At 71.1% G+C, this 12,135-nt stretch carries 12 protein-coding genes; 11 read left to right on the top strand and 1 reads right to left on the bottom strand.

What is annotated here, in order from left to right:
* Positions 1 to 226 precede the first annotated feature (226 nt).
* A complete protein-coding gene (locus tag AC1Q5A_RS02840; RefSeq protein ID WP_492698065.1) occupies positions 227 to 988 on the bottom strand; it encodes a glucose 1-dehydrogenase in 762 nt (253 codons plus the stop codon).
* Positions 989 to 1,190: 202 nt separating this feature from the next.
* Here AC1Q5A_RS02840 and AC1Q5A_RS02835 point away from each other — a divergent pair, with 202 nt between their 5' ends.
* The 11 genes from AC1Q5A_RS02835 to fabB all read left to right on the top strand — a co-directional run bounded on the left by AC1Q5A_RS02835 (position 1,191) and on the right by fabB (position 12,002).
* The gene (locus AC1Q5A_RS02835; RefSeq protein WP_492698063.1) at positions 1,191 to 2,438 is read left to right on the top strand and encodes an NnrS family protein; all 1,248 of its coding nucleotides are present in this window, start codon (positions 1,191 to 1,193) and stop codon (positions 2,436 to 2,438) included.
* 128 nt (positions 2,439 to 2,566) lie between these two features.
* Positions 2,567 to 4,093 (top strand): copper-containing nitrite reductase, encoded by a 1,527-nt coding sequence (gene nirK / locus AC1Q5A_RS02830; RefSeq protein WP_492698061.1) that lies wholly within the window; start codon positions 2,567 to 2,569, stop codon positions 4,091 to 4,093.
* 2 nt (positions 4,094 to 4,095) lie between these two features.
* Positions 4,096 to 4,860, top strand: a complete 765-nt coding sequence (locus AC1Q5A_RS02825) for a formylglycine-generating enzyme family protein (protein ID WP_492698059.1) — start codon at positions 4,096 to 4,098, stop codon at positions 4,858 to 4,860.
* A gap of 10 nt (positions 4,861 to 4,870) precedes the next feature.
* Positions 4,871 to 5,443 (top strand): SCO family protein, encoded by a 573-nt coding sequence (locus AC1Q5A_RS02820; protein ID WP_492698057.1) that lies wholly within the window; start codon positions 4,871 to 4,873, stop codon positions 5,441 to 5,443.
* Between the two features lie 459 nt (positions 5,444 to 5,902).
* Positions 5,903 to 6,187, top strand: a complete 285-nt coding sequence (locus AC1Q5A_RS02815) for a DUF2249 domain-containing protein (RefSeq protein WP_492698055.1) — start codon at positions 5,903 to 5,905, stop codon at positions 6,185 to 6,187.
* A complete protein-coding gene (locus AC1Q5A_RS02810; RefSeq protein ID WP_492698053.1) occupies positions 6,168 to 7,421 on the top strand; it encodes a hypothetical protein in 1,254 nt (417 codons plus the stop codon). The genes AC1Q5A_RS02815 and AC1Q5A_RS02810 overlap by 20 nt, the downstream gene beginning before the upstream one ends.
* On the top strand, positions 7,418 to 7,708 hold the full coding sequence (locus AC1Q5A_RS02805) for a hypothetical protein (protein WP_492698051.1): 291 nt from the start codon (positions 7,418 to 7,420) through the stop codon (positions 7,706 to 7,708). Before AC1Q5A_RS02810 ends, AC1Q5A_RS02805 begins: the two co-directional genes overlap by 4 nt.
* On the top strand, positions 7,705 to 8,730 hold the full coding sequence (gene nadA, locus AC1Q5A_RS02800; protein ID WP_492698049.1) for a quinolinate synthase NadA: 1,026 nt from the start codon (positions 7,705 to 7,707) through the stop codon (positions 8,728 to 8,730). Before AC1Q5A_RS02805 ends, nadA begins: the two co-directional genes overlap by 4 nt.
* Complete coding sequence (locus AC1Q5A_RS02795) at positions 8,727 to 10,202, top strand: L-aspartate oxidase (protein ID WP_492698048.1); 1,476 nt, start codon at positions 8,727 to 8,729, stop codon at positions 10,200 to 10,202. Before nadA ends, AC1Q5A_RS02795 begins: the two co-directional genes overlap by 4 nt.
* A 74-nt stretch (positions 10,203 to 10,276) precedes the next feature.
* Positions 10,277 to 10,792, top strand: a complete 516-nt coding sequence (fabA, locus tag AC1Q5A_RS02790) for a 3-hydroxyacyl-[acyl-carrier-protein] dehydratase FabA (RefSeq protein ID WP_492698046.1) — start codon at positions 10,277 to 10,279, stop codon at positions 10,790 to 10,792.
* A gap of 1 nt (position 10,793) precedes the next feature.
* Entirely contained in the window at positions 10,794 to 12,002 is a 1,209-nt protein-coding gene (fabB, locus tag AC1Q5A_RS02785) for a beta-ketoacyl-ACP synthase I (protein ID WP_492698044.1), read from the top strand.
* Positions 12,003 to 12,135 lie beyond the last annotated feature (133 nt).

Below are 12,135 nucleotides of genomic sequence, written 5' to 3'. Positions count from 1 at the left end.
CGCGAGTCCGGCACATGTATGCATGCCATCCTGGCATGCACCCTGCGGGCCAGCCTGCGGCTGTTCAAATCCGCTCCGGCGGATTTGTCCGGACTCGCTCACGCGAATCGGGCACTTTCGTGCCCGATCCGCGACCGGCCATCGGGCAACTGCTCCTGCATTGCCTCAACTCGGGCATCCATGCCCTCGCCATGGCCGGACTTCGAGGTTGAATAGTCACAACCTCTCAGTGGCAGGTATAGCCGCCGTCGATGACCAGTTCGCTGCCGGTGACGAATTTCGATTCGTCGGAGGCAAGGTAGAGCACGCCCCACGCGATGTCATCCGGCTCGCCCATGTGGCCGAGCGGATGCAGCGCGCCGACTTCGCGCCGGTGTTGCGCGGGGTCGCCGCCCATCGAGGTGAGGTGCTGCTCCACCATCGGCGTCCAGATGAAGCCGGGGTGGATCGAGTTGACCCGGATGCGGTCGGCCGCGTACAGCATCGCGTCGGTCTTGCTCATCAGCCGCACCGCGCCCTTGGAGGCGTGGTACGGCGGCGAGTCCGCCGCGCCGACCAGGCCGTAGATCGACGACAGGTTGATGATGCTGCCGCCGCCGGCCGCGCGCAACGGCGCGATCGCGTGCTTGGTGCAGAAGAACACGCCCTTCACGTTGACTGCCTGCACCCGGTCCCATTCGGCCTCGGTGAGCTCGTGGGTTGGCTTGTTCGTCCCAGCGATGCCGGCGTTGTTGACCAGGACGTCCAGACGTCCAAACGCAGCCACCGCGCCGGCGATCGCCGCCGCCACCTCGGCCTCCACCGCCACGTCGGCGTGGAAATAGCGTGCGGCCGCGCCGAGCCGGGCGGCGAGTTGCCCGCCCGGTTCGTCATGCAGGTCGACGATGGCGACCCTGGCCCCCGCTTCCGCCAGCCGCGCCACGCAGGCGGCGCCGATGCCCACCGCGCCGCCGGTCACCAGTGCCACCTTGCCATCGAGCCTGCCCATGAGCGTGCCTCCCGCGTGGATGCCGACAGGATGCGCGAGTCGGCGCGGGTCGGCGTTGACCGGAGTCAACTGCACGGCGGGTTGCCGCCGTCGCCGCGCCGCCGGCGTGGTGCGGCGGCCGGCGGGGTCTGATACAAGTCATGGCAGGCACGGCGGGCGAACTGCCAACATGGCGAATCGTTCTCATTCAGGCAGGCACATCATGGCTGACACTCCGACGTCGACGGCGAAGCCGGCGACCTTCGCCGAACTGCCGGCCCTGCTGGCGTCCGCGCCGCACCGGCTGCTGTTCTTCGCCGGGACGGTGGCGGTGCTGCTGAGCATGGGGTGGTGGGCGGTGGAACTGACCTGGATGCGCTTCGGGCTGGCCGGCTGGCCGCAGCCGCCGATCCCGCCGGGCTGGGCGCACGCGATGCTGATCCAGTACGGGCTGTTCCCGCTGTTCATGTTTGGCTTCCTGCTGACCACGTTCCCGCGCTGGCTGGGGCGGCCGGCGCTGCCGCGCGCGCGCTACGTGTCGGTGGCCGGCGGCATCTTCGTCGGCTACGTGCTGGCGAACGTGGGCCTGCTCGACCTGATCTGGCTGCTGCGGCTGGGCGTGGCGCTGATGCTGGCGGGCTACCTGGTCGGCGTCGTCACGCTGGCCCAGGTGCTGCGCGGGGCCGACGACAAGCTGCAGCACGCGAAATCCTGCCTGGCGGCGCTGAGCCTGGGCACGCTGGGGCTGGCCGTGTTCCTCGCCTTCCTGTTCGGTGCGCCGGCGGAGTGCGCGCTGCTGGCGATCAAGCTGGGCACCTACGGCCTGCTGCTGCCGATCTATTTCACGGTGACCCACCGCATGCTGCCATTCTTCAGCGGCAACGTGGCGAAGGGCTACACCGTGGTGCGCCCGCGCTGGAGCCTGCCGGTGGTGTGGGTGCTGCTGCTGGTGCACCTGCTGCTGGAGTGGCGCGACGCGCTGGGCTGGCTGTGGCTGGCGGACGTGCCGCTGGCGCTGGTGTTCGCCTGGCATGCGCTGGCCTGGCAGCCGTGGAAGGCGATGCGCCCGGGGCTGCTGGCGGTGCTGCACCTGGCGTTCGCATGGCTGCCGGTGGCGTTCGTGCTGTACGCGGTGCAGGACGTGGTCTATGCGGTGGGCGGTCATCACATCCTTGGCCGCGCGCCGCTGCATGCGCTGGCGATCGGCTACTTCGGTTCGATGCTGGTGGCGATGGTGACCCGGGTGACCCAGGGCCACTCCGGCCGGCCGCTGGAAATGAGCGCGATCCCGTGGCTGTGCTTCGCGCTGCTGCAACTGGTCGCGCTGGTGCGCATCCGTGCCGAGCTGGGCGGCGACGTCTACCTGTGGCTGGTGATCGCCGCGTACGGCTGGCTGCTCGCGTTCCTGCCCTGGGTGCTGCGCTCGGCGTGGATCTATCTGACCCCGCGGATCGACGGCAAGCCGGGCTGAGAACCGGGTGTTTCGCGCGCTGTGGCAGGGTGACGCAGAAGCGTTCCGAGTGGCAGGCGGTTGACCCAGGTCAAACGCAACATGTGACGTTTCCCTAGGCTGGCACCAGTACCCAGGGAGAACGTTTCATGACACGTCCATACCTCTACGTCGCTGCCGTCGCCATGCTGGCGCTGGCCGCCTGTTCAGGCAAACCATCCGCTTCGTCATCCGGCCCGGCCGCCAACGCGACCGCGCCGGTCACCAGCACCTCGGTCGCCTCCGAGCGCGGCGACTTCGGTCCGCCGCAGGGCGAGCCGATCCACGCGGTGCTGACCAGCCCGCCGCATGTGCCGCCACCCATCCACCGCAACTATCCGGCGAAGGTCATCGTCGAGCTGGAGGTGGTCGAGAAGGAGATGCCGATCTCCGAGGGCGTGAGCTACACCTTCTGGACCTTCGGCGGCACGGTGCCGGGCAGCTTCATCCGCGTGCGCCAGGGCGACACGGTGGAGTTCCACCTGAAGAACGCGCCGGACAGCAAGATGCCGCACAACATCGACCTGCACGGCGTGACCGGGCCGGGCGGCGGCGCGGCATCGAGCTTCACCGCGCCCGGGCATGAGTCGCAGTTCACCTTCAAGGCGCTGAACCAGGGCATCTACGTCTACCACTGCGCCACCGCGCCGGTGGGCATGCACATCGCCAACGGCATGTACGGCCTGATCCTGGTCGAGCCGCCGGAGGGCCTCAGCCCGGTCGACCACGAGTACTACGTGATGCAGGGCGACTTCTACACCACCGGCAAGTACCGCGAGAAGGGCCACCAGCCGTTCGACATGGAGAAGGCGATCGACGAGCACCCGACCTACGTGCTGTTCAACGGCAGGGAAGGCTCGATCACCGGCGACAACGCGCTGACCGCCAAGACCGACCAGAAGGTGCGCCTGTTCGTCGGCAACGGCGGCCCGAACCTGGTCTCCAGCTTCCACGTGATCGGCGAGATCTTCGACAAGGTGCAGCCCGAGGGCGGCACGGTGGCGCAGCACAACGTGCAGACCACGCTGATCCCCTCCGGCGGCGCCGCGATCGTCGAGTTCCACACCGACGTGCCGGGCAGCTACGTGCTGGTCGACCACTCGATCTTCCGCGCCTTCAACAAGGGTGCGCTGGGCATCCTCAAGGTGGAAGGTACGGAGAACAAGGCGATCTACTCGGGCAAGGAGGTCGACTCGGTGTACCTGGGCGATCGCGCCGGCGCCAACCTGCAGGCGGTGAGCACGGCGGCGAAGGCGCATGCGGCCGGCACGCTGACCAGGGACGAGCAGATCGCCGCGGGCAAACAGCTGTTCGCCGGCACCTGTTCGGTCTGCCACCAGGCGAACGGCGAGGGCCTGCCCAACGTGTTCCCGCCGCTGGCGAAGTCGGATCTGCTCGCGGCCGATCCGAAGCGCGCGATGACCATCGTCACTCACGGTCTGACCGGCAAGGTCACCGTCAACGGGCACGAGTACGACTCGGTGATGCCGCCGATGAGTCAGCTGGCCGACGACGAGGTGGCCAACATCCTCACCTACGTGCTGAACAGCTGGGGCAATCCCGGCGGCCAGTTCAGCAAGGAGGAGGTGGCCAAGGCGCGTGCCGCGGCGGCTCCCGCACCGGCGGCAGGACACTGACGATGCGCGCCCGACTGGCACTGGCGTGGTTCGGCCTGGTGCTGGCGCTCCCGGTGGCGGCGGCGGATTACGCCGCGCTGCCGGGAGGCGGTTTCACCAGTGTGCTGCCGGCGGACGGCAAGGCGGCAGCGGCGCAGGTGGCGCCGTTCCGCCTGCGTACCGAGCCGGTCACCAACGCCGAGTTCCTGGCCTTCGTGAAGGCCCATCCGCAATGGCGGCGCGACCGCGTCGCCAGCATCCTGGCCGACGCGCGCTACCTCAGCCACTGGACCAGTGCCGACACGCTGGGCGAGCAGGCGCTGCCGCGTCAGCCCGTCACCCGGGTCAGCTGGTTCGCCGCGCAGGCGTACTGCGAGAGCGAGCAGGCACGTCTGCCGAGCTGGTACGAATGGGAGTACGCGGCGGCCGCCGATGCCACCCGCCGCGACGCGCGTGCCGATCCAGCCTGGCGCGAGGGCATCCTCGGCTGGTACTCGCGCCCCTCCGGCACGGCTCTGCCGGCCATCGGCGGTACGGCCAACGTCTACGGCGTGCGCGATCTCAACAACCTGGTATGGGAATGGGTGGACGACTTCAACGCGCTGATGGTCGCCAGCGACAGCCGCCAGCAGGGCGATCCCGACCTGCTGAAGTTCTGCGGCGCCGGCGCGATCAGCCTGCAGCAAAAGGAGAACTACGCGGTGCTGATGCGCATCGCAATGCTGTCCGCGCTGAAGGCGTCCGACACCACCAACAACATGGGCTTCCGTTGCGCGAAGTCCGAGTGAGGAATACGCCATGAAACGCCTGTTGCCCCTGTTCGCGTTGCTGCTGCTGTTCGGCGGCGGCGCGGCGCGCGCCGCCACGCCGCTGCCCGGCGATTCGGTCTACCAGTTGACGGTGCAGCTCACCGACCAGAACGGCAGGCAGCAGCCGCTGGCAGCGCGGCGCGGGCGGCCGCAGCTGGTGACGATGTTCTACACTTCGTGCCAGATGGTCTGCCCGATGATCATCGACAGCCTGCGGTTGACCCGCAACGCGCTGGAGCCGTCGGCACGCGCGAAGATCGACCTGCTCGCGGTGAGCTTCGACCCGGCGCGCGACGACGTGGCCACGTTGCACGCCTACGCCGGGAAGCGCAAGCTCGATCCGCGCATCTGGACCCTGGCGCGCGCCGAGCCCGCGCAGGTGCGCCGGCTCTCGGGCGTGCTCGGCCTGCAGTACCGGCGCTTGCCGGACGGCGAGTTCAACCACAGCAGCGAGCTGATCCTGCTCGACGCCGAGGGCCGCATCGCGGCGCGCACCACGGTGATCGGCCGGCTCGACCCGGCCTTCGTCAAGGCCGTCAACGAGACCGCCGCCGCGCCGTGAGCCGCGGCGACAGATGGACGTCCATACGTCCTGCAACGATCCCTCACTACACGAGAACGCCGCCGTCATGGCGGCGTTCTCGTCTGTGTCGCGTGGCGTGATGTCACAGCTGGCGCATTTCGTGACGGCGGACTGACCGCGGTCAAGCCCGTGCCGCCCCGGCCTGCGCACAGTCCACCGGGGGTTACACGATGAACAAGACACGCAAGCTGCTTCCCATCGCCTGCCTGCTGGCCGCGACGGCCGCGCCAGCGGCCCGGGCCAGCGCTGACAACCCGCCGGCGACGCCTGCCAGCGCAGCGTTGCAGCTGGAATGGGACGCGAATCGGGCACGCAAGTGGCCGACTCGCGATAGAAGAAAACCACGGGAAGTGGTTTTCTTCCCAAGCACTGAACGGCAGGCGCCGCGTCTGATGCAGGTCAGCGCATCCGTGCGGCGCTTGCGCTGGGATGGCGCCCATGCGAGCCGATCCGCCATCACCCGGTTGCCGCGTCGACGACGGCGCGCCGACCGAACTGGACCTGCGCCGGCTGCCGTCGCCTGAGCCGATGCTGCGCGCGCTGGCGGCGGCCGACGCGCTGGCGCCGGGGCAGGCGGTGCAGGTGCTCACCCCGTTGTTGCCGCTGCCGCTGCTCGAGGTGCTGGCCGCGCGCGGGCTGCACGCATCGGCCTCCGCGCTGGCCGCCGGCGGCGCGCGCGTGCTGATCCGTCGGCCGGACGGCGATGGCGCGGCTGGCGCTTGATCGCGCGCCCGCCGCATCGCTGCCGCGGCGCTTTCTGCTCAGCGCGCCGGCATGGGGCATGCTCGCCGGCGCACTGCTGCTGGTCGATGGCGATGCGCTGCTGCGCACGCGCTGGCAGCCGGGCACGCTGGCGCTGGTGCACGTGTTCGCGCTCGGCGTGCTGGGCAACGTGATGTTCGGCAGCGTGCTGCAGTTCCTGCCCGCGGCGGCCGGCGTGCGGGTGCGTGGCGGTGTGCGGCTCGGGCCGCCGCTGCACGCGGCGTTCAACCTCGGCGTGCTGCTGCTGGTGGCGGGTCTGCACCAGGGCTGGCGCGGCGGGCTGTTCGGCGCCGGCGTGCTGTTGCCGCTGGCGTTTGCGACGTTGGCTGCGATGACGCTGCCTGGGCTGGTGCAGGCGGCGGGGCAGCGGCTGCTGCGCGCCGGCATCGGGGCGGCGATCGGCGCGGGCACGGCGGTGGCGCTGCTCGGCGGCGTGCTGGCGCTGGGCCTGGTCGGCGGATGGACGCCGCCGGCGCCGGCTTGGGTGGACGTGCATGCCGGCTGGGGCGTGCTGGGCTGGGTGATCGTGCTGCTGGCCAGCGTGGCGCGGGTGGTGATGCCGATGTTCCAGGGCACCGCCGCGGTGGATGCGCGGCTGCAGTCGCTGTGGCTGGGCAGCGCCTGGCTGGCCCTGCTCGGTGCATCCGGCGGGCGGCTGGCCGGTGCGGATGGCCGCTGGCTGGCGGGCTCGGTGGCGTTGCACGCGCTGCTGTTCGCGATCGCCGCGCTGTGGCTGCAGTCGCACGCCTCGCGTCAGCGCCGCGGACCGCTGGTGTGGAGCTGGCGCGCCGGGCTGATTGCGCTGGCGCTGGCGGCATTGGCGCTGGCCTTCGACGTGCGTGGCGGCCTGCTGGCCGCCGCGCTGGGACTGGGGGTCGCGCTGCCGCTGCTGCTGCTCGGCATGGCCATGGAGATCGTTCCCTTCGTCGAGTGGATCGAGCTGCACCGGCGTTGCGGCCGCGGCGTGCAGTTGCCGGGCGTGCAGCGCCTGCTGCCCGATGGCGACAAGTCCGGCGTGCTGCTGGCGCAGCTGCCGTTGCTGCTGTTGCCGGCCGCCGCGCTGTGGCCGCGGCCGTGGCTGGCCCGCGCGGCCGGGCTGGCATTGTTGCTGGCCTGGCTGGCCGCCTGGTCGGCGCTGCGCAGCGTGCGCCGGCGTGCCGACGATTTCCTGCTGAAAGTGGAGTGCCGCCCATGAGCGCCATGCTGCCGCTGGTCTATGCCTGTTCCGGCTGTTCCAGCGCGGCGCAGATGACCAACCATCTGAAGCTGGACCGCGACGGCGTCGCCCCGGGCCTGCCGGAGCGGGCGATCGCGAACGTCTGCCGGCCGCCGCAGACGGCGGTTGATCCCGGTCAAGGCGCGCCGGTGTCATCGCCCGCCATGATGCTGGCCGCCATGACCTATCCGGACCCGCCTGCCGCGCACCGCGCCGGGGCGGCCTGGGCCAGCCCGTTTCCCTCCACTGAAAAGCGATTCCGATGACCGCCTCCGCAACGCTGCCCGTGCCGGTCTGGCGCGACGAGCTCGAACACGAGTACGCCGCGCTGGCCGAACGCCTGGAACCGCTGGTGCCCTGCCTGGAGATCCCGCTGCACCTGCCGTGGATCGACGCGATCAACAAGCTGAAGAAGCAGCGCGGTGCGGTGATCATGGCGCACAGCTACCAGTCGCCGGAGATCTTCCATGGCGTGGCCGACATCACCGGCGACTCGCTGGGCCTGGCGCAGGCCGCCGCCGGGTGCGACGCGGACCTGATCGTGGTGTGCGGCGTGCACTTCATGGCCGAGAGCGCGAAGATCCTCGCGCCGGAAAAGACCGTGCTGATCCCCGACCTGGAGGCGGGCTGCTCGCTGGCCTCGTCGATCACCGCCGCCGCCGTGCGCGCCCTGCGCGCGCAGCATCCCGGCGCACCGGTGGTGAGTTATGCGAACACTTCGGCCGCGGTGAAGGCGGAGTCCGACGCGATCTGCACCTCTGCCAACGCGGTGCAGGTGGTCGAGTCGATGGGCGCGGCCAAGGTGATCTTCCTCCCCGACGAGTTCCTGGGCCGCCACGTCGCCAGCCAGACGAAGGTCGAGCTGGTGCTGTGGAACGGGCGCTGCGAGGTGCACGAGAAGTTCACCGCGCAGCAGGCGCGCCATGCGCGCGAGCAGTTCGGAGCGATGCTGGTGGCGCACCCCGAATGCCCGCCGGAAGTGCTCGCCGAGGTGGATTTCGTCGGTTCCACCACGGCGATGGGCAAGTGGCTGGAGCGCGAGAAGCCGGCGCGCGTCGCACTGATCACCGAGTGCTCGATGGCGGACAACCTGCGTTCGCAGTTTCCCGCCACCGAATTCATCAAGCCGTGCAACCTGTGCCCGCACATGCAGCGGATCACGTTGCAGAACATCTACGCGTCGCTGCGCGACCTGCGCCACCCGATCGAGATCGCGCCGGAGGTGATCGTGCGGGCGCGCGCCGCGCTGGAGCGCATGCTGGCGGTGGGCAGGCGCGAGACGGTGTGAGGCACGCACGCTTGCCCATCGTGGTGATCGGCGGCGGCGTGGCCGGCATGGCCACCGCGCTCGCCGCGGCGCCTGCGCCGGTGCGCCTGCTGTGCCGGGCGCACGACGGCAGCGGCAGCGCCAGCGCGCTGGCGCAGGGCGGCGTCGCGGCTGCCTTCGACGCCTGCGACAGCGCCGCCGCGCATGCCGAGGACACCCTGCAGGCCGGCGCCCACCATAACGATGCGGCGGCGGTGCAATGGCTGACCCGCGCCGCGCCGGAGGCCATCGCCTGGCTGCAGGCGCAGGGCGTGGCGTTCGACTGCGCCGCCGACGGCCGCCTGCAGCTGGGCCGCGAGGGCGGCCACGGCGCGGCGCGGATCGTGCACGCGGGCGGCGACGCCACCGGGGCCGCGCTGGTGCGCGCCCTGCGCGCGCGGGTGCAGGAGGCGGGGCACGTGCAGTGGCGTGGTGGCGTCGATGTCGACGCGCTGCTGCTGCGCGACGGCCGCGTCGCCGGCGTGCGTACCTGCAACGCGCGCGGACGCCACGAGTGCATCGAGGCCGCGGCGGTGGTGCTGGCCACCGGCGGCATCGGCGCGCTGTTCGCGCATACCAGCAACCCGCCCGGCGCGAACGGCGCGGGGCTGGCCCTGGCGCTGGCCGCCGGCGCGCTGCCGCGCGACCTGGAATTCGTGCAGTTCCATCCCACCGCGCTGGACGTCGGCGGGCACTGCCTGCCGCTGGTTACCGAGGCGCTGCGTGGCGCCGGCGCGCGCCTCGTCGACGCCGCCGGCGATCCGCTGATGCGCGGCCTGCACCCGCTGGGCGACCTGGCGCCACGCGACGTGGTGGCGCGTCGCGTGTGGCAGGCCCAACGCGCGGGCGACCGGGTGTGGCTGGATGCGACGGCGGTCGAGGGCGACTGGCGTGTGCGCTTTCCCACCGTGCTGGGGGCCTGCCTGGCGCACGGCATCGACCCGCGCCGCTCACCGCTGCCGGTGACCCCGGCCGCGCACTTCCACATGGGCGGCGTGGCCACCGACCTGGATGGCCGCAGCACGCTCCCCGGCCTGTACGCGGTGGGCGAGGTGGCCTGCAACGGCGTGCACGGCGCCAACCGGCTGGCCAGCAATTCGCTGCTGGAAGCGGTGGCCTGCGGTCGCCGGCTCGGTGCCGTGCTGGCCGGGGCCGCGTTGCCGCCTGACGCCGGCGGCAACCATCGCTGGGTCGAACGCGGCGACGGGCTGGCCGCGGACGCGCAGGCAGCGCTGGGCGAGCTGCTGTGGCGGGTGGCCGGGCCGGTGCGCGAAGGCGCGGCGCTGCGCGATGCCTGGTGCGCCTGTGCCGCGGCGGCGGAGGCCGGCTGGCAGATGCGCCTGGCCAAGGCCCTGCTGCGCGCGGCCCGGTTGCGCCGGCACAGCCTCGGCGCGCATGCCCGGTTCGATCGCGGCTGCGACGTTATGTCCCACGCGGAAACAGCGCGTCGGTAGGGCGGCTGACCCGGATCAAGACGCCTGCGACGGCCACCCAGCACACTGGGGGTTCCTCACTCCGCGAGTTTTCCATGACACGTCCTTCCTCGTTCGACTACGAGCAACTGCTGGCCTGCGGCCGCGGCGAACTGTTCGGCGACGGCAACGCGCGGCTGCCCGCGCCGCCGATGCTGATGTTCGACCGCATCACCAGGATCGCCAGCGAAGGTGGTGCCTACGGCAAGGGATTGATCCATGCCGAGCTGGATATCCACTCGCGGCTGTGGTTTTTCGATTGCCACTTCCTCGGCGACCCGGTGATGCCCGGCTGCCTCGGGCTGGACGCGATGTGGCAGCTCAGCGGCTTCTTCCTGCCGTGGCTGGGCGAACCGGGCCGCGGCCGCGCGCTGGGCGTGGGCCAGGTGAAATTCACCGGGCAGGTCAAGCCGAGCGCGAAGTTGGTGCGCTACGAGATCGACATCCGCCGCGTGATGCGCGGCAAGCTGGCGCTGGTGATCGCCGACGGCAAGACCTTCGTCGACGACCGCCTGATCTACGTGGCCAGCGACATGCGCGTGGGCCTGTTCCAGTCCACCGAGGGATTTTGAGATGCGTCGCGTGGTGGTGACCGGCATGGGCATGGTGTCGTGCCTGGGCAACCTGCCGCTGACCGTATCGCAGGCGCTGCGCGAATGCCGCAGCGGGATCCGCGCGATCCCCGACTACGTGACGCGCGGCCTGCGCAGCCACGTGGCCGGCGTGCCGCAGATCGACCTGGAAGCGGCGATCGACCGCAAGCTGAAACGCTTCATGGGCGACGCGGCGGCCTACGCCTACGTGGCGATGCGCGCGGCGATTGCCGACGCCGGGCTGGCCGTCGAGCAGGTGCGGCACCCGCGCATCGGCGTGATCGCCGGTTCCGGCGGCGGCTCGGCGCAGTGGCAGATCGAGACCGGCGACCTGTTGCGCGAGAAGGGCGTGCGCAAGATCGGCCCGTACATGGTGCCGCGCACGATGTGCTCCACGGTGTCGGCCACGCTGGCCACCGCGTTCGGCATCCTCGGCCTGAGCTACTCGATCGCCGCCGCCTGCGCCACCTCGGGACACTGCATCGGCGCGGCCGCCGACCTGATCCGCCACGGCGCGCAGGACGTGATGTTCGCCGGCGGCGGCGAGGAAGTGCACTGGGGCATGACCGCGCAGTTCGATGCGATGGGCGCGCTCTCCAGCAGCTACAACGATACGCCGCACGCCGCGTCGCGCCCGTACGACAGCGGCCGCGACGGCTTCGTCATCGCCGGCGGCGGCGGCATGCTGGTGCTGGAGGAGTACGAGCACGCCAGGGCGCGCGGCGCGAACATCCACGCCGAGCTGGTCGGCTACGGCGTTACCTCGGACGGCGCGGAGATGGTGGCACCCAGCGGCGAGGGCGCGGTGCGCTGCATGCGCATGGCGCTGGCCGGCGTGAACGGCCCGGTCGACTACCTCAACACCCACGGCACCTCCACGCCGCTGGGCGACATCGTGGAGCTGCAGGCGGTGCGCGAGGCGTTCGGCGCCGACATGCCGCTGCTGTCCTCGACCAAGGCGTTGAGCGGACACTCGCTGGGTGCGGCCAGCGTGCACGAGGCGATCTACAGCCTGCTGATGCTGAAGGAAGGCTTCGTCGCCGGTTCCGCCAACATCGATCGGCTCGACGAACGCGCCGAGGGTTTCCCGATCGTCCGCGAGACCCGCCCCGCGCCGCTGCGCACGGTGATGTCCAACAGCTTCGGCTTCGGCGGCACCAATGCCAGCCTGGTGTTCTCCAGCGTGTAGCCGGGCCGGCTCGCCTGCACGCCGGGCGTGCTGTTCTTCCTGCTGCACCGGCGGCTGTGCTGCAGCCATTTCATCCGGCACCTGTGCGCGGGCCAGAAGTAAGCTGGCGGCGGAGAGGAGCAGGAGGAGGGTC

The sequence above is a fragment of the Rhodanobacter sp. GW835-FHT13D09 genome, from assembly GCF_058793995.1.
The sequence above is the reverse complement of the archived record's forward strand: the minus strand, read 5'-3'. Positions and strand labels throughout refer to the sequence as shown.